Source organism: Desulfobotulus mexicanus (assembly GCF_006175995.1).
GTDB lineage: Bacteria > Desulfobacterota > Desulfobacteria > Desulfobacterales > ASO4-4 > Desulfobotulus > Desulfobotulus mexicanus.
This window is the reverse complement of sequence record NZ_VDMB01000004.1, coordinates 170,348-193,060: the sequence shown is the minus strand read 5'-3', so window position 1 is coordinate 193,060 and position 22,713 is coordinate 170,348. Positions and strand designations below refer to the sequence as shown.

Below are 22,713 nucleotides of genomic sequence, written 5' to 3'. Positions count from 1 at the left end.
CAGGGCTTTGGAAGATCTTTATTCAGAAATGTGAAGTGGAGCCTTTGGATTTTAAAGATCTGTGAAGGTATAAAAAACAGCAGGATTTCAGGATACTCATAAGCCGTTAATTTTATCACATCCTTGGCATGGTGATGGGGCAGGGTGATTCGCATAAAAAATGCGTTCTATTTCCGGTGCCTCCATGAGTCTTCGCCTTCCCTCACTGCAATTGCCTATACCTGCATAGAGTTCTTCATAAAATTCTTTTCTGCTCCCAAAAGCCCTGCAAAAATCCCGGTATTTTTCACTCTTCCATATGTTTTCAAAATCATCTTCAAAGATATTGCCCATGACTGCCGTGGGAGGATTAATGTTACCATGGGTTCTGAGGGGCAGGTAAAGGAAGATACAGGGGCTGACAGAACCGTCCGCACCTATCATCAGGCATTCTAAAGGATTGTTGGCGCAGACGGCCTGTTCTTCGGGCCTTATTCGGGCAGGAATGTAAGGTTGACCTTTTCTTATGGAAACCCAGAGGGCACGCATGGCCGCCCATCTGGACCTAAGCCCTGAAACCACATGCTGCTTTTTGTGAGCCGGAGTCGGCAGATAGCTGGCATTGATGGCAAGGCAGTCATCCAGACCATATCGGCTGGCCAACTCCACTGCCATGGGCAGTTCATGGATATTGCTGTCCTGCTGGAGAAAGCTGAGACTGACTTTTGGTTTTTTTCCCAATTTGTCTGCCGTAAGGCGGAAATGGCGGATCTTTTCCATTAGGGCATGGAGGTCTGAATGGGGCCTGAGGGCAGCATGGGTTTCAGGACTTGCTCCGCTGATGGAAACAGTCAGGTGTTCAAGCCCGGCCTTTAGAAGAGACTCAGACCGCTTTTCATCCAGAAGACAGCCATTGCTTGTCACGGCGCAGGTGGCACCGGCCTTTGTCAGTTCATGGATCATACCCTCAAGTTCCGGATGGCAGAGGGGTTCTCCCCAGCCCTGAAGCTGAACGATTTCTGCCCGAATGGCCAGAGGTAGAATATGCTTCAGTTTTTCCAGAGGAAAATTGATATTTTTCCAGTTGCCGGCAAATGTCGTGCGCGGGCAGGTCGGACACTTCAGGGTGCAGGCGGTACTGGGTTCGATCTGAAGAGCCAGAATCTTTTTCATGGTTCTGAAGCCATACCTTCCATCAGGGCTCTGGCATTTATTCCCAGAACTTTATGGTTGTATCCACCTTCCAGCAGGGCAAAAAGGCCTGCCTTGCAACGTCTGGATGCTTTTTTTGCCCACCTTCCCATGTTAAAATAATCTTCGGTGGCAAGGAGTCCTCCCCAGTCATCTTTGTGGTGATCGAACCCTGCAGAGATAGCGATAATATCCGTTTCAAGGCTTTCAAGTCTGGATTCAACATCTTCTAAATAATCTTTGCGGTTGCGGGACATGGGGTTGTGCAGGGTAACCCAGGGCAGGGGGCCGAGAATATTGGTTGTGCCATCGCCAAAGTGCAGGTCAAAGTCCAGCACATGGGCTGTTTGAATCAGGCCTTCGGCCTTCATGGCCAGAAGCGCCACAGCTATGTTGGAGAAGTAGCAGAATCCCCAGCAGCTGTCTCTGGAGGCATGGTGACCCGGTGGCCGGATCAGTCCGAAAACCGGTTCTTTAAAGCTCATGCGTGCAGAGAGAATAGCAGCACCTGCGGCAAGGGCTGCGATATCAAAAACGCCTTCTCTTCTTACCTCATCCAGAAGATCTTCGCTGTGTGCCCGGAGCAGTTCTTCTTTTGTGGCGGGTTCCGGAGCAATAAAAACAGCCATATCTTCAATTTCCTGAACAATGGCCTGTATGCGACCTGGTTCGGAAGCCGGGTCATGGGAATAGACTTCGTGAAATGCCGGATCAAAAACAACCTTCATAATACCTCCTCCTTAGCTTAAGTCATAAGCTTATGTGGCAGCTCAGTCTTATTGCATTGAAGAAACCCTAAACCGCCTGACTTCCTTTAAAAAGCTCTGAATGATTTCCGGATCAGGGTCTTTGCTTCCATAACGCAGCCGGACATAGTTTTTTATATGGGGCTGAACAGCACTGGCAAGGTCAGGCCTTATTTCTTTGATTCTTTTTGCATAATCCATGGGACCTTCGTAGGCAGCTCTGGGAATACCAGCTTTTTCCATTTTTTTGCATAATATATCCCAGGCCAGCAACACTTTATCCTTCTTTGTTCTTTTTTTTAGCCAGATCATCCCATATTTTGTCAGCCAGAACATTAATAATCCTGAAGCAAGGGCCATGCCCAGAATATAAAATGCCCCTGCACTCTGTATCCGGCTCCAGAGACTGGAAAAGAATTCCTGCTGACGGGTATGGGTATAGGCCAGCACCTGTCTGTGCCAGAGGTGGGTGGCACTGTCCCAGAAGAGGCCCAGAGGCCTTATTCTTCTTTCAAACCATGTAGAATCAGAGCTTCTGCCAATGCTCATGCGGTCTTCTTCGGAAAGGGATGCGGCCATGCCACCTTCATCCAGACGGACGGGGGCAATCAGGGCCGTGGGATCAATACGCTGCCAGCCATGATTTTCAAGATAGATTTCCGTCCATGCGTGGGCGTCGGACTGTTTGACCATGAGGTATGGGCCGATGGGGTTTATTTCTCCACCCTGATATCCGCCTATGATACGTCCGGGAAGCCCCGCTGCCCTGGCAAGGATGGCAAAACCCATGGCAAAGTGTTCACAATAGCCCTGCTGTGTTTCAAAAAGAAAGGCATCCATGCTGTTTTTTGAAGGAAGCAGACCGGGATTCAGGGTGTAGCGGAAGGGCTGGTTCTGAATCCATGCAATAAGGGCTTCAAGTCTTTTGCCTTCTTCCGGGTTTTCTTCGTATATTTTCCGGCCAAGGGCCTGAGCCTTTGGGTTTTCGTCGAAAGGCAGATAAAGATCATCAGCATCCGGTGTGTCCAGATGAAAATTCTCCTTTGAAGATTCAAGGGTGTAACCCATGCGGCGCTGAACCTTGTCTTTGCTGCGTATAAGTCCTCCCTGCACAAGGGACATGGAACCTGTTTCATGGGTTACAGGCCAGTCCAGTGCAAAGAGCCATTTATGCTGATGGGGTTCCAGGATTATGCTGTAGCGCATCCATGTTTTTGGCATTTCTTCTAAAGTGGGCAGGGGAGAAACTTCCCTGTCCGGAAGCCATGAGCCGGAGCGGGCATTACGAAAAACAATGCCTCTGAAATAACGGTTTTCTGAAGATGGAATGGGGCCTTCAAACTGTACACGGAAAGCAGGTTCATTGCTTTTGGCAAGATCTGCCACACTGCCCGGTTGCAGCTTATCCGAAAAACCCGTTATGCCGGAAGGAGAGGGGGTACGGATGCCCCATAGGGGACTTGAAAGCCTTGGAAAGGAAACAAAGAGGATGATGGCAAGGGGCGCTGCCAGTAAAAAAAGGGTGGCTGCCTGCAAAAGCATTTTTTTTATGGGCTCTTTCCCGTGGTGAATCAGGGCAAGGACAGCGTGGTTGCATATGAGGGCAAGGGCCATATAAAGGGCCATGGCAAGGGATTCTGAAAAAAACAGGCTGGAAAGTACCAGCAGATGGGCAATAAAAACAAGAGCAATGGCATCCCTTCTCTGGTGCAGCTCAAAGGTTTTCAATGCTGCCATGATGAGAAGAAGGCGGGAGCCTGCATCCTGTGCAAAGGTGCCTGCACTCTGCACAATGATGATAATAAAAAAAATCCATGTGAAAGTAACAAGGGTTTTCTTTCCGGGCAGGGGAAGAAAACCCTCGGCCATGGCAAGGCGCATAAGCCATGCAAGGCAGACTACAGCGGTCAGCCAGAGGGGCTGATGCAGAAACTGAGGCCCTGCGGATAATGCCAGTATGAAGATCAGGGGCAGCAGCAGTCTTTTTTTATCGTTTAATGATAAAGGCATTTTTTTCTTCACCTATGGCATTAAGCATCATGGAAAATAAATCCTCTACGGGGTCTTCTCCCTGAAAGGAGGCCAGAAGATAAAGGCATTGTTCCCGGTGCTGTCTGGAAGAAGCAGGTTTTATTTCCTTGCCTGGAAGACGCAGGCCAAAGGCCAGACCCCTTGATGAGGCCTGAAGAATGCCGTGGCATAGCCGGGAAAGTCGCTCTTCCGTATCCATATTTTTAAAGTCATTGTAATCCAGAACAAGGCTTTGTGCGGGGCCTCCGAAATTTTTGATGTGCATGCCCCTGTTTCTGGAAAAAATTTTCCAGTCAATGCGGGAAATGGGATCTCCCGGAACATAGCTTCTGTGCCCTTCAAAATCCTCATTACCCATGGTCTGGGTTTCTCTGCCCGAAGATTCTTTTCCACTACCTTTGCCTTCTGGTTCCGGCATGGGGCCGGGAAGGGGTTTTGGGTATACCATGGCTTTCAGTTCATGGGGCAGACGTATCCATGCATAAAAAAGTCCCAGAGGTGCCCTGCACTGCAGGGAAAGGGCCGGGAGCTGATAAATTCCTCTGGTCATGGCTGGCAGGTGGAGTTCCAGAACGCCACTGCTGTTTTTATTCATGCTGACCATAGCTGATGTTTTTTTTCGGCTACAGAGTTCAAGGCCGGTACGCCGATGATTTCCACTGAAAAGCTGGAGATGAATACATATGGGGTCTTCTGCAAAAACAGCTGGGCATTCCATGCTTTCAATAATGATGCCCTTAAGATTTCTGTGGGTTGAAAAGGTGGAACACAGGGCCATGGAGAAGAGGAAAAAAGTGAGAAGAAGGCCCAGGTTGTTGTTTTCATTAAGGGATGCCACAAGGGTGACAAGCAAAATAACGCCCATGAAAAGACCGGCAGGGGTGGGCAGAATGTAAATTTTTCTTTTTTCAGCTCTCATGAAATCACTTTTCACGGCAGAGGAATTTTTTTAAGCAGATCCTGCATTTCTTCAGGGCTGAAACCCGTCAGATCCTTTGATTTCTGGAGTCTGTGGCTGGAAACCCAGGGAAAAACAGCCTGCACATCTTCGGGAAGGCAAAAATCCCTTTCATGGAGAAAGGCCCAGGCTCTGGAAGCCTGCACAATGGCCATGCCAGCCCTGGGAGAAAGACCTGTATGGAAAATGCTTTCTCTGCGGGTATATTCCAGAATATCCTGAACATAATCCATGAGGGCATGGGAAAAGCCCACCTGCTGCACTTCTTGTCTGAAGGATATTATTTTTGGGGCAGAGAGCAGGGGGCTTATATTTAAAAATGTATTTTTTACTTCACCCGCAAGGATACGCTTTTCTGCGTCTCTGTCCGGATATCCCATGGAAATACGCATGAGAAAGCGGTCCAGCTGGGATTCAGGCAGTGGATAGGCTCCTGCCTGTTCACTGGGATTCTGGGTAGCCATGACAAAAAAAGGATGGGGCAGGGGATGGGTCTGTCCTTCAACGCTAACCTGATTTTCTTCCATGGCTTCCAGAAGAGCACTCTGGGTTTTAGGTCCGGCCCGGTTGATTTCATCGGCAAGAAGAATCTGGGTAAAAACAGGACCGGGATGGAATCTGAATACCCTTTCCTTGCTTTCAAATATGGAAACACCAAGAATATCACCGGGCAGCATATCGCTGGTACACTGGATTCTCCGGAATGTCAGCCCCAGACTTCTGGCCGTAGCCTTCGCCAGGGTGGTTTTTCCTATACCGGGAAGATCTTCAATCAGAAGATGCCCCCCTGCTAAAAGACAGGTAAGGCAGCGTTTAATGGCCTCGTCTTTTCCTAAAACAGCATTGCGGATCTGTTGAAAAGCAGGCATAATCTCAGAATGCATAGGATAGCTTCCTCTGGTTCTTTCAGCAAACATATTGTTTGTGTTTATGATTATCCGGGTATGTGTTCAGTTATGGTCATTTTTAAAGAAAGCAGCCTGTATCAGACTGTTTCCTGCATGTTCATGGTATGCTTAACAGGACGGATTGTCAAAAGGAGAGGCCCATGCAAAAAAACAATGTTCAGTTTTTACTTTCTCTTTTTAAAAAGATCCTTTCCCTGATGGTGCTTGTGGCTTTTGGTTTTATTCTTTTGACTTTGCCTGCATCGGGGGAGAGGTCTTTGCCTCTGATGCGCATATCCGTTGAAAATTCCCCCAGCCATGTACAGACAAAGGCTGTCAGACGTTTTGCAGAAGACCTCAGCCACAAAGTTCAGGGACGCCTCCATGTGAAATTCTATGACAGTGCAAGGCTTTACAGGGATGCTCAGGTTCTCAGTGCCCTTGCCTCGGATCGTCTGGAAATGGCCGTACCCGGAACCTGGCACTTTGACAGATATGAACCCGATGTGGGGATTTTCCTTTTGCCTGCTTTTTATGGTCGCAGTGCCGAAGACATGCACAGGGTTGTGGACGGAGAAATTGGCCGAAGGGTTGAAGAAAAGATTGAAAAGGGTCTCAGGGTTTTTGTTCCCGGCCGCTGGCTGGACCTTGGCCATGCCCACCTTTATACAAACCAGCCTGTAACTTCAAAGGGTGATTTGAAAAATCTGAATATACGTGTTGCTGGCGGTCTTGCCAATGCCATGCGTGTGGAAGCCTTAGGTGCAAAAGCCGTGATGATTCCATGGCCGGATCTGCCCGCAAGACTTAAGCAGGGAAATATAGACGGTGTTCTGACCACCCATGAAACCTTTCGCAGTGCAAAACTGTGGAACTCAGGTCTTTCCTATGTGTTTGAGGACAGGCAGTATTTCCCCCAGTATATACCCGTTATCCGGCAGAATTTCTGGAGAAGACTGCCCGAGGATCTGCAGAAGATCATCATGGAAACCTGGGAGGAGCATGTGGATGAGGCCCGCAAAGAAGCCGCTGAAGCCCAAAAGAATGCCAGAAAGCTTCTTTTACAGCATGGAATGAAAATATTTACTCCTACGGAAAAAATGCTATCGGAGTACAGAAGCTTTCTTGCAGCACATCAGGATGAAATTGCCACAGCCCTTGGGGTGAATCCTGAACTTTATGCTGACACCATGACATTTTTAAAAGAGTAAATTATGAGTAACTTCAAAAGTTACCTTATGACAAAATGCCGAAGACGACCTGCTTCTGAGTAACTGCAATTTACCCAGAAGTTACTAAAAATTTACATGCGATTACTCCGTGAAGAAGGATGCTTCAGCAGCTTGCCTGTCCTACCGTTTCCTTTACATATGGAAAGGAATCCCATGAAAAGTTTTAAAAAGTTCCATTATTCCCTTATTTTTAAGCCTTTCTTTCTTACTGGTCTTATACTGGCTGGGCTGACTCTCTGCTTTCTGATTTTTGTGGTTTTTACCAAGATGGAATCCCGCCAGAATCTTCTTGAAACGGCAGAGCTGCGTTCCCGTATTGAGACACAGATTTTTGCAGAACATGCATCAGGCCTGTTCCGTGCCATTGATATCACCCTTTTGTCCCTTATACCTTTTCTGGAAGAAGGCGATGTTCTGGGCAATGCTGCTGTTGAAGATGTCATCCGCCGTCGTATTCTTTTTCTGCATCAGCTTAAAAATATTTATATTCTGGATGAAAAAGCACAGCTTGTATACGTACATCCAAGGGGAGAGGTACTGGACATTACCCAGACGGATAAGGATTATTTTCTGGATATGCATAAAGATGCCCTGATGGATTTTGACATCAGTACTGCGCCAGAAAATGAAAAGGGCGGTTTTGATATCCGGTTCAGCCGCAGGGTGGAAAGCAGAGATGGCAGATTTCTAGGAGTAGTTGTTGGGGTTGTGGATTTTGCCCATTTCAGAAAACAGTATCAGCAATATGAAGCTCCGGGCGTTGATGCCATTGTTTTATATAACACGGATGGGCGTGTACTGTCGGGATGGTTTCCGGCGGAGAGCAGCAGTCAAAAGGGGCCTGGAGCAAGGCTTTTGGAGCTGCCTTATTTCGGTTCTTTTTCTTTGGATGATCTTACCGCAGGGGGTATGCGTTCCTTTACAGATAAAGAATATATTGTTGCCACATGTCAGCTGCCGGATTTTCCCTTCCACATGGGTACGGTTCTGAACAGAAATCATATTCTCAAAGTATGGGAAAGGGAGGTCCGTCATCTTGTTTTGATTTTTATGCTGGTTTTCATGGGGCTGGGGTCCATGGCATGGATTCTTCATAAGCAGGTGGCCCGGCAGAAAAAAGCTGATAAAAAAAATATTGAACTTCAGGCAAAGGCCGAGTTGACAGGTCTTATGCGGGATCTTGCCTTTGCTGTTCAGCAGGCAGATGGTCTTGAAGATGCGGCCAGAATTTTCCTTGAACATATCTGTGAATACGGTGTCTGGGAGGCAGGTTTTTTCCGGATGAAGCTGAGTGAAGAAAAAGAGGCTCTTATAACGGGGTGCAGTTGTGCAGGGCAGAGTGAATGCCGGGCACAGCTGCTGGAAAGCCTGCAGGATGGGGTTGAGAAATATTTTTCCCTTGAAAAGCCGGTACTTTTTTCAGAAGAGTCTGCCTTATTATCAAAAAACGTTTGTGTGCTGCCCGTTTGCGACAGCTACCATCTTAAGGCCGAAGCCCTTTTCCTTTCCTCTTCGCTTGAAGAAAAAGATGAGGCCCTGCTGGATATCATGACTCAGGCCGCAGCCTTTGCAGGTCATTTGATTGAACGTATGGTTTCGGAAAAAAGACTGGAAGATTCCCTTGCAATGTATAAGAAAAGCCAGCAGGAACTGGCCCGTGCCAAGGAAAAGGCCGAAGCCGATAACGATGCCAAGAGTGCTTTTTTAACCCATATGAGCCATGAACTTCGAACTCCCATGAATGGCATACAGGGCATGGCCGAGCTTCTGTTTCAGACCCGTCTGGATGAAGAACAGCATAGTTATCTTCGCATTATGCAGGACAGTTGCGGTTCAGTACTTGGCATGATTAACGGGCTTCTTGATTTGGCTAAAATTGAATCCGATAAATTCAGTCTCGAATTTATTTCCTTTGGCCTCCGTCATTTTATGGAAGTCTTCTGTGCGCCCATGATCCTTCTGGCCCGGGAAAAGGGGCTGGATTTTACCTGTGACATCGCCGACGATGTAACGGACAGACTCATGGGAGATACGGACAAGCTGCGCCGTATTCTTACCAATCTTGTGGGAAATGCCCTGAAATTTACCCATGATGGAGGTATCTCCATTGCCGTAAGTGAAACAGCAAGCCATGGACCAGGAGTTTATCTTTGTTTCCGGATTCAGGATACGGGGATAGGTATTTCAAAAGAAAAAATCCCTTCCCTTTTCCAGCCCTTTTCCCAGGCGGACAGCTCCATTTCCCGCAGATACGGTGGAACTGGGCTTGGACTTTTAATTTCCCGACAGCTTGCAGAAAAAATGGGTGGCCAGATGGGACTGGAGAGCTCAGAAAATAATGGTTCCTGTTTCTGGTTTACCGTATCCTTTAAAAAGGTTGATATTCTAAGCGATGAAGAAGAAAAGAAGGCTTCTGTTCCAAAGGTTCGTTCTCCTGAATCCCTTCTGAGTTCAGAGCAGAAAAAAGCCCGTATTCTTGTGGTTGAAGATGATCTCACCAATCAGCAGGTAGCTCGGGGTTTTCTTAAAAAACTTGGGCTGGCTGCGGATATCGCCCAGAGCGGAGCAGAAGCACTGGAAATGCTTGGGCAGTCTCCCTATGATCTGATTCTTATGGATGTTCAGATGCCGGATATGGACGGTACTGAAGTCACCCGCAGAATCAGAAGCGGTGAGGTGAGGGGGCTTTCTCCGGATATTCTGATAATAGCCATGACAGCCAATGCCACCAGGAGGGATAAGGAAAAATGCTTTCAGTCCGGTATGAACGCTTTTCTTTCAAAACCCATTTCCGGTTATGATCTGGCGGAAACCCTTGCTGCCTGGCTTCCTTTGCAGGAAATCCGGACTTGACGCTTTCCATGCTGTCCATTAGGAGAAAGCAGGATAGTAGTTTAAACCATGCAATGTATTGATGGGAACTTATTGTGAAGATTGAAAATTTGGGATTTGATTGCTGGTTTAAAGAAAAATCCGGTGATATTTGCGGTGCGGATTACAGCGTTGCCAGAGTGGCAGCCGTTGATCGTCATTATTTTACCATCAGGAATGAGCAGGGTGAGATTCCCGCGGAGCTGGCAGGAAGAATGTATTTTCAGGCTGGTTCGCCGAGCGAACTGCCATGTGTGGGCGACTGGGTCAGTGTGCAATATCATAGTGATGATACATATGCCATTATTCACGGCGTGTTTCCCAGAAAGAGTTTTTTACGGCGAAAGCGGGCCGGATCCGAAGTGGACTATCAGATGATTGCGGCCAATGTGGATGTGGCTTTCATTGTGCAGTCCTGTCATTTTGATTTTAATCCGGCCCGGTTGAACCGCTATATGGTCATGGCCGCTGACGGAAATGTGGAGCCCATTGTTATTCTTGCTAAAACGGATCTGATCTCCCATGAAGAACTCCAGGAAAAGATTGCTGCTGTGAAACAGGCCGGTATCACAGTCAGAATAATTCCCCTTAGCAATGAGACGGGTATGGGACTGGATGCCTTTCACGAAGTCCTGCTGCCGGGTCGGACCTATTGTCTGCTGGGATCATCCGGTGTGGGTAAAACCACGCTGATTAATGGCCTGGCGGGCCGTGACGCCTATGCGACCCGTGCCGTCAGTGCCACGGGAGAGGGCACCCACACCACAACACGGCGGCAACTGATTGTGCTGGATACCGGGATCCTCTTTATTGATACACCGGGCATGAGGGAACTGGGCATGATGGACAGGGGCGAGGGAATCAGAAGGGAGTTTGATGATATCCTTGAACTTTCCAGAACCTGCCGTTTCAGTGACTGTAGTCACACCCAGGAGTCCGGCTGTGCTGTTATTGCGGCCATGGCAGGAGGTGATCTCAGCGAGGAGCGTTTTCATTCCTATGTCAAACTCAGAAAAGAGTCGGAGTTCCATGAAATGTCTTATCTGGATAAACGCAATAAAGATAAGTTGTTCGGATCTTTTATAAAAAAAGCCGGTAAAAGCATGAAGCGGCGTGGCAGTAAGAGAGAGAGGTAGTAGATTCTGCTGTGAATCCGGAGAACAGACAGGAAAGCCTTTCTCCGGATATCTCTCCTTCAGCCTGAATATTTGCAGGCCTGCTTGAATTCCCTTGTCATCCTTCCCAGAATCTCCGGGATCTTTTCTTTATCCTTTGTCTCTCCTATGGTCCTGACAAAGGCCGAGCCAATAACAATACCGTCTGTATGCGGTGCCAGGGCCGCAACCTGAGAAGCTTCGCTGATGCCAAAACCCAAAGCCACGGGAACGGGGCTTAAGCTCCGGACCTTCCGGGCCATGGCTCCTGCTTTTTCCGGATCAAGGCCACCGGAGCCGGTTACTCCGGTCATTGAAACAAGATACAGAAATCCTTCAGCATTTTTGCAGATCTCCTTCATTCTGTCTTCCGGTGTGGTGGGAGCCACAAGGGGGATGGAAACAAGGCCTGAGACCTTCAGAAAAGGAAGAAGCTCGTTTGATTCCTCAAGGGGCATATCCACCACCAGCACACCATCTGCTCCAGCAGCTGCGGCATCTTTGCAGAATTTTTCCGGGCCATGGGCAAGGATGGGGTTTAAGTAGGAAAAGAGTACAATGGGGGTTGGGTACTTTTCCCGGATTTCCTTGACCATTTTCAGAGCAGGGCCAAGGCTCATTCCCGCCTTAAGTGCCCTCTGGGAAGCCAGTTGAATGGCAGGGCCGTCTGCCGTGGGATCGGAAAAGGGAATACCGATTTCAAGGAGATCCATACCATTGTCCAGCATGGAAAAAATAATTTTTCTGCTGGTTTCCATGTCCGGATCACCTGCGGTTACAAAGCCGATGAGGGCAGCTTCTTTGTGCTTTTCGCACTGATTAAACATCCTGCTGATGCGGTTCATGGTCAAATTCCTTATGAATTCAGAAGAAGTTCTGCGTTGATGGTGTCAAACTCCGGATGATTCGTGGCATTGGCCATGTCCTTGTCGCCTCTGCCGGAAAGATTCACAAGAATGCTCTGGGTTTTCGGCCTTTTTTTTGCCTCAAGAATTGCAGCGGCCAGGGCATGGCTGGATTCCAGTGCCGGAAGAATGCCTTCGCTCAGGGTCAGAAGCTTGAAGGCGGAAAGGGCCTGTATGTCCGTAATGGCAGTGTATCGTACCCGTCCGCAGTCCTTGAAGAGGGAATGCTCCGGCCCCACACCGGGATAATCCAGCCCTGCGGACACACTGTGGGCTTCCAGAATCTGGCCGTCTTCGCTTTGCAGCACATAGGACTTGGAGCCATGGAGAACGCCTACGCTCCCCTTGAGAAGGGTGGCCGCATGACGGCCTTCAAGGCCTTCGCCTGCGGCTTCCACTCCCAGCATTTCAACCTTTGTGTCCAGAAAGGGAAAGAAAAGCCCCATGGCGTTGGAGCCGCCGCCTACGGCTGCTACCAGAAGGTCTGGCATACCGCCGGTTCTGGTCAAAAACTGCTCCTTTGCTTCTTCACCAATCACTTTTTGAAATTCCCGCACCATCAGGGGATAGGGATGGGGGCCTGCCACGGAACCGATCACATAAAAGGTGTCTTCCACACAGGCTGTCCAGTGACGGAGTGCTGCGTTCATGGCATCCTTCAGGGTAGCGGTTCCTTCTTCTACGGAAATAACTTCTGCGCCGAGAAGTTTCATACGTGCCACATTGGGGGCCTGTCGCCGGATATCTTCTTTCCCCATGAAAACCGTACACGACATGCCAAAACGGGCTGCGGCCGTGGCCGTGGCCACACCGTGCTGACCTGCTCCGGTCTCGGCAATGACCCGGCGTTTTCCCATGCGATGGGCCAGCAGCACCTGCCCAAGGGTATTATTGATTTTATGGGCACCGGTGTGGGTCAGATCTTCCCGTTTGAGAAAAATTCTTGCTCCTCCGGCCATGTCCGAAAGCCGGTCTGCGGCATAGAGGGCCGTTGGCCGTCCTGCATAATCCTGAAGAAGAATCAGAAGCTCCCTTTGAAAGTCCTTGTCCTTCCGGATGGACTCAAAGCTTTTTTCCAGCTCCAGAAGGGCGGGCATGAGGGTTTCTCCCACATAGCGGCCGCCGAAAATTCCAAAATGGCCCTTTGCATCGGGCAGGGCAGAGAAATCCGGGTAAGCAGTCATGGTTTTCCTTTCATATATAATTACGAACGGCCTCCACAAAGGCCTTTATTTTTTCATGATCCTTGATACCGGGCGAAGATTCAACGCCGGAGCTTACATCCACGCCAAAGGGCTTTGCTTCGATGAGGGCATCTTTTACATTATCAGGATTGAGGCCACCGGCAAGCAGGGCAGGATAACGCTGGCAGAAATCCTTGGCCGCTGCCCAGTCCCAGCTTTTGGCGTTGCCGCCGGGCATGGTTCCTGCGGCAGCTTCCACAAGAAAGCGGTCTGCCGGATAAGCTGAAGCCTCAGCCACCGTAGGTTCCTGAAAGAGATAAAGTCCCTTAATGACGTAAAAACCCTCCTGTCGCAGGGATTCCACCAGAAAAGGATTTTCTTTTCCATGGAGCTGTATGGCATTGCAGCCTGCCTTTGTTGCCGTATCCACAGATATCTTGAAATCGGGATCGACCATGACAGCCACCTTCAGCATGGTTTTTGGTACGGCATCGGTGATGGTTTTTGCCATTTTTACATCAAGGTGTCTCGGGCTTTTTGGAAAAAAGACGCATCCTATGGCATCCACCTTAAGGTCTGCACAGAAACGGGCCGTATCCGGGCTGGTGATGCCGCAGATCTTGATGAAGGTCATGGGAGAACCCCGCTTTCCACCATGGCCTTCAGGTCTTTTTCCGGATCATGGCTGAGCACAAGGCTTTCGCCCACAAGAAAGCTGTGCACACCAAGGTGTCTGGAGACGGCTATGTCCTCAGGTCCCCGGATGCCGGAAAGGGCCACGGGAATAACTCCCTTGGGCAGGAGGGCCGCCATGCTGGGGGCAATGCGGATGTCCGTTTCAAAGGTGGCAAGATCCCTGTTGTTGATGCCAATAAATCTGGCCCCTGCATCCAGTGTCTGGGGAATTTCTTCTTCTCCATGGATTTCGTGCAGCACAGCGAGACCCAGCTCAGAAGCCAGAGCCGCCAGTTCCTTGTGGAGCTTTGGCTCAAGAATACGGGCGATCAGGAGAATGGCATCTGCCCCCAGAACAGCCGATTCCAGCACCTGATAGGGGTGAAAGATAAAATCCTTGCGCAGTACGGGAAGACGGGTTGCTGTTCGTGCCTCCTTCATATCCTCAATGCTGCCACCGAAAAAATCAGGTTCCGTTAGAACGGAAAGGGCTACAGCTCCGCCATTTTCATAGGCCTTTGCAAGGGATGCTGCATCAAGGTCTGGATTAAGATCCCCCTTGGAAGGGGATCTGCGTTTAATTTCTGCAATAATGGCTGCGGGTTTTTGGGGGCTTTGGTGCAGACCGGCCCCAAAATCCCGGATATTGGGTCTTTGGGAAAGCATGTCAGATAAAAGGCTTTCAGGCCGCTCCCTTTGGGCCTGTTCAATCCTGAATTTTCGTTTTTCAAGGATTTTTTTCAAAATGGAAGTCATTTTATCTACCACCTGAGGCCTCCTGAGTAAATTGGATCAGGGCCTCCAGTTTTGCCATGGCAGCGCCGGAATCAATGGCTTCCCCGGCAAGTTTGATGCCATCTTTAATGTCCTTTGCCTTGTCACAGGCCACAAGGGCGGCCGCACTGTTGATGAGAACAATGTTGCGCTTTGCTCCCTTTTCACCGGAGAGAACAGCCCGGGTAATGGCAGCATTTTCTGTAGCATCCCCACCTTTCAGGTCTTCAGGATCTGCGGGTTCGCCAAAATATATCTCAGGATAAAGGTCATAGGTTTTCAGCCTGCCATCTGCTGCCTCAGTCACCCTTGTGGGAGCGCATACGGAAATTTCATCCAGCCCGTCATGGCCGTGTACAACAAAGGCTTTGCGGGTTCCAAGATCCAGCAGGGCCTGTCCCATGCTTTCCGTAAGCTCCGGCTTGAACACACCTATCACCTGACAGGATGCCGCCGCAGGGTTGGCCATGGGACCGATGGCATTGAAGAGGGTACGGATGCCAAGGGCTTTTCTGGCAGGACCTGCATGGCGGACAGCGGCATGGAAGTTTGGGGCAAAGAGAAACCCTATATTGATTTCAAAGAGGGCTTCCTCCACGGCTTCCGCAGGGATGTCGAGCCGAACACCGAGTGTTTCCAGTACATCGGCACTGCCGCATTTGCTGGAAACGGAACGGTTGCCGTGTTTTGCCACCACCGCCCCGCAGCCTGCCACCACAAAGGCCGCTGTGGTGGAAATATTGAAGGTATCTGCCCCGTCTCCGCCCGTACCGCAGGTGTCCACCGTAAGGCTGGCCGGTGTCTGGATGCGCTGCATGTTACGCCTCAGAACACGGGCCGCACCGGTCAGTTCGCTGGCGCTTTCTCCCTTTACCGCAAGGGCTGCAAGAAAACCTGCCACTGTGGCAGGATCGGTTTCACCGGTGAATATGGCCTCCAGGGCCTCACCACATTCCTGTTCCGTGAGATCTTCATGGCGGATGATTTTTTCCATAAGCTTTCTGAACAGCATGATTCACTCCTTTGTATGGCCTGATATATGACCTGCGGCCTGATCCAGAAAATTACGAAGAAAGCGTTTGCCCATGGGGGTCATGATGGATTCGGGATGGAACTGTATTCCTTCGGTGGGGTGTTCCCGATGACGCAGCCCCATGATTTCCCCGTCTTCTGAGCGGGCTGTGATTTCAAGGCAAAAGGGAAGACTTTCTTCCCTGACGGCTAATGAATGGTAACGCATGGCCTTGAAGGGCCGGGTGACACCTGCAAAAACACCCTTTCCGTCGGCTGTGATTTCAGAAACCTTGCCATGCATGAGCCGCTTTGCATGGACCACTTCCGCATCAAATACCCTTGCAATGCTCTGATGTCCCAGACATACGCCGAGTATGGGTTTTTTGCCGGAAAAACGCCGGATAAAATCCATGGAAACACCTGCATTTTCAGGCCTTCCCGGTCCTGGAGAAATGACAAGGCCGTCAATATCCATATTTTCAATCTCTTCGGCTGTAATATTGTTGTTTCTGAAGGTGACAACCTCAGCACCAAGCTCTTCAAAATACTGCACCAGATTGAAGGTGAAGGAATCAAAATTATCCACCATGAGAATCCGGGTTTTTTCCATGATTCTTCTCCTTATAGGGGCTTGGGGCCTGTAAGCATGGCAAGGGCCGTCTGGAGGGCTCTTGCTTTGTTCAGGGTTTCCTGTCTTTCGGTTTCAGGGTCCGAGTCCGCCACAATTCCTGCACCTGAGCGTACGGTGAGGGTTTCACCACGGATGATGGCAGTGCGGATGACTATGGCCATATCCATGTTGCCGTTGAAACTGAAATATCCCACAGCGCCGCCATAGGCGTCTCTGGGCTGGTCCTCGTTTTCCGCTATTATTTCCATGGCCCGGATTTTGGGTGCTCCGGAAAGGGTACCGGCGGGGAAGGTGGCTGCCACAAGATCCAGGGCATCCAGTTCCGGCTTCAGCTGGGCTGTAATGTTGGAAACCAGATGCATGACATGGGAGTAGCGCTCCACCATCATAAGATCTGTTACCTGAACCGAGCCCGTTCGAGCGATCCGGCCAAGATCGTTGCGGCCAAGATCCACCAGCATGAGGTGTTCCGCTTTTTCCTTTTCATCCTTTAAAAGATCATCTGCAAGGCGGCGGTCTTCCGAAGGATTGAGGCCCCTTGGCCGGGTGCCTGCGATGGGCCTCAGTGTGGCAAGGCCTTCTTCAAGGCGTACCATGGTTTCCGGGGAAGAACCCACAAGGGTCTGGCCTCCGGCCCTGAGAAAGAAAAGATAGGGTGATGGATTGGTGTAGCGCACAGCTCTGTACAGGGCTACGGGATCATCCGGAGCCGGACCTTCAAAAGACTGGGAGATTACGGCCTGAATGATATCGCCTTCCATGATATGATTTTTCACCCTTTCCACCCGCTCCCGGAAGATATCTGGCGGTGTCATGGGCTGGAGAACCGTAGCAGGTCCCTGCAAGACTATTTCTTCAGGGGCAGGCTTTCTGACGGTTTCAAGCAGGGTTTCCAGTCTTGCTTCCGCCGTGGTATAGGCGCTGTCCGCACTGGCTCCGTCTTCTAAAAAGGCAAGGCAGATGCAGGTCAGGGTGTGGCGGTGGTTGTCAAAGACCATAAGGGTATCGGGAATGAGAAATACTCCCAGCGGCCTTGATGGGGGAAGGCTGTGGGGAATTTTTTCAAAACTGCTTACCGCCTCATAGCTGAGATATCCCACAAGACCGCCGGGGAAGGGGGGCAGGTCTTCCAGTTCAGCCAGTTTGTAGCGTTGGAGAATCTGCCTCAGGGCAGGGGTGAAATCACCCTTGTGGGGAAGGGTTTCTGTTGGACCGGGGCCGTGTTTTTCTATGCGGTCCTGATAAATTCTGATTTCAGACCTAAAACTTGTGCCAAGGAAGCTGTACCTTGCCCAGCGCTCCCCCCCCTCCACGGACTCAAACAGGAAGATAGGATCCTGGGAATTGTGAAAGCGGCGCAGCATGGAGACGGGCGTTTCACTGTCCGCAAGGATGCGGGCGCATAAAGGCACGACATTGCATCCAGCCCTGACTTTTTCATTGAAAAAGATTTTTTCCGGAAAGCGTTCAAGGAGCATGGCGTATTCTATCCTTTATAATGTTTGAAATTTAAGGCTTTTGCATAGGGGCTGGACTAATTTTTTAAACTCCATACCCATGCCTTTAAACGAAAAAAGGGGCCACGGTAGATCCGCAGCCCCTGATATCTTTGATGTAAAACCTGTCATGGCCTGCGGTGTCATGGGACACCTGCTGGCCATCTGGCTTTTTATAAGCCTGTGCCGTGGTGCCCGGAAGATGCGGGCCACCACCAGAGAATGGATATATTTTTTTCTGTGCAAAGGCTTTTCATTTCTTTCCCCTTATAAAACATTAAACTTTGGTCACGGTGTTTCTGTTTATAGAAACAAAAATAGAAAAACACAGACTCGTATCCGTGTCAATCTTTTTTTGATGGATGTGAGAGGTTCTGGCGTGGTTTTTTTATTATTGATTAATACAGATTGTTAAATCAAGAAGAATTATTAACTTGAATTATTGTTGTTGTCGGCTTATTATGAAGTTGCATAACGGCTTGGCCCTGTTAAAACCATCGGGGGGTTTTAAACAGGTTATTGCGATCCAACCTGAATGCATGCGTTCCTGAAAAAAAAGACTCCTTGACCGCTCACAACAGTAAAGGCCGGACAATTATTATGTCCGGCCTTTGCTGTCTTTAAAAAAGGCAGGCACAGGGCCTGCCCCTTTAATTTAAGAATAATGCTGAATCAGAAATTTCTTTATACTTCAGAATCTGGTTTTTTCAAGGCTTCCGTAAGTCCATTTATATCACCGGGCTTGATACCAATTTCTGAAAGTAAGGAATCCAGAATAGGTGCCTGGGCACGGTAACGCAGGGCGCTGTTTACCACCTGATCCGAGAGGCAGGCACTGCCTGTTTCCGCACAGTCTCCTCCCTTACCGCTGCCGCCAAGGCCATTTACCTGAAGAATGCGGATATCACTGATCTGCTCCATGGGTTTGACACTCTGGGCAATGATTTCCGGAAGGCTGTTAATGAGTGCAAGGCGTATTTCCATGGCCACCTGTTCCGGAGAAAGAAGATTGGCAGCCGTGTTAAGGGCTTTTTTACCTTCGGCTTCCACCGCATACCTTCTCTCTGCGGCATCGGCCAGAAGCATTTCCGCATCGGCTTTACCCTTGGCTTCCAGACGTTCTTTGTCCGCATTACCCTGGGCTGCAAGGCGAAGGGCATCGGCCTGATCAGTAGCTGCTTTTTTCTCGGCTTCTGCGGCAACGGTCAGCTGAATGGCATCCTTTTCAGCTTTCTGTCTTGCCAGAACCAGCTCAACCTGTTTTTCCCTTTCCGCCCTTTCCGTATCCCGGACTGTGATGACGTTTTCTTCTTCCTTCACGGCCTTGGCTCTGGCACGGTCTGCTTCGGCTCTGGCTTCGGATTCTTCTCTGGATTTTTCTGCCACGGCAATGGCTTTTTCCTGCTCTGCCAGCTCAATGGCTTTGCGTCTTTCTATCTCAGCCTGTTCCAGAGCACGGGACTTGGCTATCTCCATCTCCTTGATGGATCTTTCTTTTTGAATTTTTTCATTCTCCGTATCCCGCTCCGAAGCAATCTGTTTCAGATCAATTTCACGCTGGGAGGAAATGCGTACTTCCTGGGCTTCCCTCTCTTTTTCAGCCTGCTCCCTTGCTATTTCAGATGCCTGGGAAGCACGACGGATGGAGACTTCCCTTTCCTGCTCCAGTCTTGCATATTCTTCTTCCCTTGAAATTTCGAATCTGGCCCGTTCTGCCTCAAGGTTTTTATGCCTTATGGCAAGGTCCGTTTCCTGTTCAATGTCATTGCGTTTTTTACGGCGGGATTCTATGGCTTCGGTCAGCTTGGTGAGACCTTCGGCATCAAAGGCATTCTGGGCATTAAAATGTTCAAATGCGGTCTGATCCAGCCCCGTAAGGGATACGGATTCCAGTTCAAGGCCGTTTTTTAAAAGATCTTCGGATACAACCTGCTGCACCTTCTGAACAAAATCCACCCTTTTTTCGTGCAGCTCTTCCATGGCCATTTCTGCGGCAACGGCCCTCAAGGCATCCACAAACTTGCCTTCCACAAGTTCTTTAAGTTCCGAAGGGTTCATGGTTTTAAGACCAAGGGTCTGGGCGGCATTGGCAATGGAGTCTGCAATGGGTTTGACGCGCACATAAAATTCCGCAGCCACGTCAACCCGCATCCTGTCCCTTGTTATCAGGGCCTGCTCTCCGGTCCGGCGGACTTCAAGGCGCAGGGTGTTCATGTTTACGGGAATAATTTCATGGAGTACTGGCAGCACCATGGCACCGCCATCCATGATGACCTTTTCTCCGCCAAAACCTGTTCGTACAAAGGAGACTTCCTTTGTGGCCCTCTTGTAGAGACGGGCAAGGATAATAAGAAGAATAAAAAAGACGGTGACAAGAACACCGGCGAAGAAAAACAGTTCATTCATGGACGCACTCCTTTCATATGGCTGGAAAATCAGATGCAGCTGACAATAAAATTAAAAATCAGGGAGAATCAGAAAGAAAGGGGCTGGGACTGCTGATGGCTTTATAAATATGGTTTTCCATGGAAACCAGAAGAACCGCATCTCCTGTTTTGAAAATTTCATCATCCTGATCCGGCTCCACAAGAAAATAGTGGGTCTTTCCGTGGGCATCCTTTGTTTTGGCTTCTGCAGGGCTTCCTTTACCAGCCGTACCCAGAGTAATAACGGCCACCTGCCCTATGAGGCTTGTGCGGGCAACGGCAAGGCTTTCATCTTTAGGGAGAATACGGTGCAGAAAACCGCCAAATAAACGGGTTAACCAGATACTGATGAAAAAAACAAAAATTCCCGGAATCCATCCCGGAAGATAATGACCTGAAATGGAATGGAAGCCTGTCTGAAACATTAAACCTGTGCTGCCGAAGCTGGCCAGAAAAATAACCATCAGCATCAGTACAGGCACCTTGCCTATGCGAAGCCAGCCCATGAATTTGCCGAGGCTGCCGTCAAAGCCGCCCGCATCCGCATCAATTTCCGGAAGCAAGCCGTCTATGACAGAAGATCCCCCCATGCCGGAAAGCATGCCCAGTACTTCCAGAAGCCCGATGAGAAGCATGATGCCAAGGGCTGTGGTAAAAATCAGGTTTTCACCGACTGTCAGAAGTTCCCACATCAGGTCTTATCCGTTTTCAGGGCGGCCAGTCTTTCGGAAATGGCGTTTTTCCGGGACAGTTCCTCCAGCTCCGCCAGTTTAGCCGCAGAAGCCGTCTGCATGCCCCGTCCGGGAAGTCCGGAGGCATTTTCAAGGATGCGGTCAAAAAGGGAGCCAGCCTTTTCAGCCTTGGTATCCAGGGATGCCTTTGCAGGAGCTTCCGAAAAGCCTTCTTTTTCCTGGCTTTTTTTAAAGGCTGTCATTTCTGCGCGCATTTCACGCTTTTTGGACTGCAGGGCCTGAATAAAACCTTCCAGTTCCTTTTCCTTTTCAAGGCATTCATTTATGGAAGCGGTAAGGACGGGAATAATCGTTTCAATATCCATCTGCTCGGCAATACCCGTTTCCGCAAGATCATCCCGGCTCAGGGAAACGGCAACCCGGATCTGTTCCGAAAGCCCGTCGTAGCGTTTTTTTTCTTCTCCCAGTCTTTTTTCGGCCATGTGCTTTTGGACCAGTAATCTGCCCAGTTCGGATCTGGCCTCTTCAATTACGGCATCCATTTCCCTTACGGCTTCGGCCATCAGGCTTTCCGGAGCACTGTTTTCAAAGGATGTGACAAGACTGTTCATGCTGGCACTGAGCAGGCGTGCCACCCTGCGACCTATACTTTCACGCATTTTTTCCTCCTGTTTTCATATAATATGTTGGGGAAGGGCATGGCAGGCTGGTAAAAAATACCAGTCAGACGGATTTGGAAAAGGACTGTTTTTTAAGTTTTTTGAACTTTCTGTCCACTGCGGAACAAACCGATTTTAGCATCTTCATCCCGTATATGTACCACAACCCAGTGGGTCATGAGAAAATCCAGATCTTTTTTAAGTTTATCAAGATCCTTTGCTTCCTTAAGAAGTCGGGTCATATCTTTTCTGATGCCTTCATGCATGGCTTTATGGTTGGTAAGCTCAGGATAATTCCATTCTTCCATCATCTGTTCTTCTGCAGCAAAATGAACTTCGATATAGTCAAATAGAGAGTGCAGTGTTGCTTTGAGTTCTGCAAAATTCTGTTTTGGATTCATGATGTTAAAAAGTTTGTTGGCCAGCTCAAAAAGCATGCGGTGCTGGGCATCAATTTCCGGATCTCCGATGGTATAGTCTGCTTGCCACTGAAACTGTTCGGGCACAGAAAACCTCCTTATTGGGCAGGATACTTTAATTAAGTCTGAGTCTGATGTGAGATTTTCAATAAAACAGATTGGTCTGTTACTAAAGGCTGTGAACAGAGGACTTATGCGTCGGTAACTTACTTTTAAAGTCCTGGGTACGAATCGTATTGCCGATGGGCGGAAAAACTATCGGAAAAATATACCAGACTCATGGTATGGGAAGCAATCTGAACTTTAAAATAAATCATATTTTTATGCTGTACCGATGCTTTTTTACTAAAAAAATATTGCAAAGGTTTTTCAGACCGTTATGATAGCCTTCCTGTCCGGAAGGCGGCTTTGATTCAATGTCCTTCTGGCAGATATATGGAACGGGGTCAAAGCATAGATTTTTTAAGGTGTTTATACAGGGGGAAGTATTGGAGACGGAAGCTTTATTTTTCTGGATGAATCGCAGTGAAATCGGCTTTTTCCGTTTTCTTCTGGAAGCCTATGAAGGTATGGGAGCCGTTACCACCCTTGACAGGGAACGGGGGCTGGTCATGGTCCGTGTGGCACCGGGCTGTCTTGCTCTGGTGGAAGAAGTTGCTGCAGCCCTTGGGGACGGAGCCTCCCTTGTTCCCCTCAGCAGGGCAGAAGTGGAAAAAATGGGTTTTTCAACACAACTCTGCCTTGGTTGATTATATAGCCAAAACTTGTTTTTATGACTGATATACATGT

20 protein-coding genes are annotated in these 22,713 nt (G+C 49.2%); 4 read left to right on the top strand and 16 right to left on the bottom strand.

What is annotated here, in order from left to right; genetic code table 11:
* Positions 1-96 precede the first annotated feature (96 nt).
* From FIM25_RS05215 to FIM25_RS05195, 5 genes are read right to left on the bottom strand one after another with little or no spacing between them, the layout of a single operon-like run.
* On the bottom strand, positions 97-1,152 hold the full coding sequence (locus tag FIM25_RS05215; protein WP_139447015.1) for a radical SAM/SPASM domain-containing protein: 1,056 nt from the start codon (positions 1,150-1,152) through the stop codon (positions 97-99).
* Positions 1,149-1,898 carry a histone deacetylase family protein gene (locus FIM25_RS05210; RefSeq protein ID WP_139447013.1) on the bottom strand — a complete coding sequence of 250 codons (750 nt, stop codon included), beginning with the start codon at positions 1,896-1,898 and terminating at the stop codon, positions 1,149-1,151. The genes FIM25_RS05215 and FIM25_RS05210 overlap by 4 nt, the downstream gene beginning before the upstream one ends.
* Positions 1,899-1,946: 48 nt before the next feature.
* Positions 1,947-3,926, bottom strand: coding sequence for a transglutaminase TgpA family protein (locus tag FIM25_RS05205; RefSeq protein ID WP_139447011.1), 1,980 nt, complete (start codon positions 3,924-3,926; stop codon positions 1,947-1,949).
* Positions 3,904-4,866, bottom strand: a complete 963-nt coding sequence (locus tag FIM25_RS05200; protein WP_139447009.1) for a DUF58 domain-containing protein — start codon at positions 4,864-4,866, stop codon at positions 3,904-3,906. Before FIM25_RS05200 ends, FIM25_RS05205 begins: the two co-directional genes overlap by 23 nt.
* A gap of 11 nt (positions 4,867-4,877) precedes the next feature.
* Positions 4,878-5,789, bottom strand: a complete 912-nt coding sequence (locus tag FIM25_RS05195; protein ID WP_139447007.1) for an AAA family ATPase — start codon at positions 5,787-5,789, stop codon at positions 4,878-4,880.
* 164 nt (positions 5,790-5,953) lie between these two features.
* Between FIM25_RS05195 and dctP the strand changes: the two genes are divergently transcribed.
* The 3 genes from dctP to rsgA all read left to right on the top strand — a co-directional run bounded on the left by dctP (position 5,954) and on the right by rsgA (position 11,031).
* The gene (dctP, locus tag FIM25_RS05190; RefSeq protein ID WP_179953176.1) at positions 5,954-7,003 is read left to right on the top strand and encodes a TRAP transporter substrate-binding protein DctP; all 1,050 of its coding nucleotides are present in this window, start codon (positions 5,954-5,956) and stop codon (positions 7,001-7,003) included.
* Positions 7,004-7,177: 174 nt separating this feature from the next.
* Positions 7,178-9,877 (top strand): ATP-binding protein, encoded by a 2,700-nt coding sequence (locus FIM25_RS05185; protein WP_179953175.1) that lies wholly within the window; start codon positions 7,178-7,180, stop codon positions 9,875-9,877.
* 74 nt (positions 9,878-9,951) lie between these two features.
* A complete protein-coding gene (rsgA, locus tag FIM25_RS05180; RefSeq protein ID WP_218961273.1) occupies positions 9,952-11,031 on the top strand; it encodes a ribosome small subunit-dependent GTPase A in 1,080 nt (359 codons plus the stop codon).
* A gap of 59 nt (positions 11,032-11,090) precedes the next feature.
* Here rsgA and trpA read toward each other — a convergent pair whose 3' ends face one another.
* The 11 genes from trpA to FIM25_RS05125 all read right to left on the bottom strand — a co-directional run bounded on the left by trpA (position 11,091) and on the right by FIM25_RS05125 (position 22,011).
* Positions 11,091-11,894, bottom strand: a complete 804-nt coding sequence (gene trpA / locus FIM25_RS05175) for a tryptophan synthase subunit alpha (RefSeq protein WP_139446999.1) — start codon at positions 11,892-11,894, stop codon at positions 11,091-11,093.
* Positions 11,895-11,905: 11 nt separating this feature from the next.
* Positions 11,906-13,138, bottom strand: coding sequence for a tryptophan synthase subunit beta (gene trpB / locus FIM25_RS05170; protein ID WP_139446997.1), 1,233 nt, complete (start codon positions 13,136-13,138; stop codon positions 11,906-11,908).
* 10 nt (positions 13,139-13,148) lie between these two features.
* Complete coding sequence (locus FIM25_RS05165) at positions 13,149-13,772, bottom strand: phosphoribosylanthranilate isomerase (protein ID WP_139446995.1); 624 nt, start codon at positions 13,770-13,772, stop codon at positions 13,149-13,151.
* Complete coding sequence (trpC, locus tag FIM25_RS05160) at positions 13,769-14,581, bottom strand: indole-3-glycerol phosphate synthase TrpC (protein ID WP_139446993.1); 813 nt, start codon at positions 14,579-14,581, stop codon at positions 13,769-13,771. Before trpC ends, FIM25_RS05165 begins: the two co-directional genes overlap by 4 nt.
* Complete coding sequence (gene trpD, locus FIM25_RS05155) at positions 14,571-15,599, bottom strand: anthranilate phosphoribosyltransferase (protein ID WP_179953174.1); 1,029 nt, start codon at positions 15,597-15,599, stop codon at positions 14,571-14,573. Before trpD ends, trpC begins: the two co-directional genes overlap by 11 nt.
* A gap of 3 nt (positions 15,600-15,602) precedes the next feature.
* Positions 15,603-16,211 (bottom strand): anthranilate synthase component II, encoded by a 609-nt coding sequence (locus tag FIM25_RS05150; protein WP_139446991.1) that lies wholly within the window; start codon positions 16,209-16,211, stop codon positions 15,603-15,605.
* Between the two features lie 11 nt (positions 16,212-16,222).
* Positions 16,223-17,710 (bottom strand): anthranilate synthase component I family protein, encoded by a 1,488-nt coding sequence (locus tag FIM25_RS05145; protein WP_139446989.1) that lies wholly within the window; start codon positions 17,708-17,710, stop codon positions 16,223-16,225.
* A 702-nt stretch (positions 17,711-18,412) separates the two neighbouring features.
* Complete coding sequence (locus tag FIM25_RS05140) at positions 18,413-20,134, bottom strand: flotillin family protein (RefSeq protein ID WP_139446987.1); 1,722 nt, start codon at positions 20,132-20,134, stop codon at positions 18,413-18,415.
* 58 nt (positions 20,135-20,192) lie between these two features.
* Positions 20,193-20,846 carry a YqiJ family protein gene (locus tag FIM25_RS05135; RefSeq protein WP_139446985.1) on the bottom strand — a complete coding sequence of 218 codons (654 nt, stop codon included), beginning with the start codon at positions 20,844-20,846 and terminating at the stop codon, positions 20,193-20,195.
* Positions 20,846-21,505: a PspA/IM30 family protein gene (locus tag FIM25_RS05130; RefSeq protein ID WP_139446983.1), complete on the bottom strand. Its 660-nt coding sequence runs from the start codon at positions 21,503-21,505 to the stop codon at positions 20,846-20,848. The genes FIM25_RS05135 and FIM25_RS05130 overlap by 1 nt, the downstream gene beginning before the upstream one ends.
* A gap of 92 nt (positions 21,506-21,597) precedes the next feature.
* Positions 21,598-22,011, bottom strand: coding sequence for a bacteriohemerythrin (locus tag FIM25_RS05125; RefSeq protein WP_179953173.1), 414 nt, complete (start codon positions 22,009-22,011; stop codon positions 21,598-21,600).
* 401 nt (positions 22,012-22,412) lie between these two features.
* Between FIM25_RS05125 and FIM25_RS05120 the strand changes: the two genes are divergently transcribed.
* Positions 22,413-22,673 carry a DUF4911 domain-containing protein gene (locus FIM25_RS05120; protein WP_179953172.1) on the top strand — a complete coding sequence of 87 codons (261 nt, stop codon included), beginning with the start codon at positions 22,413-22,415 and terminating at the stop codon, positions 22,671-22,673.
* The last annotated feature ends 40 nt before the right edge of the window (positions 22,674-22,713 follow it).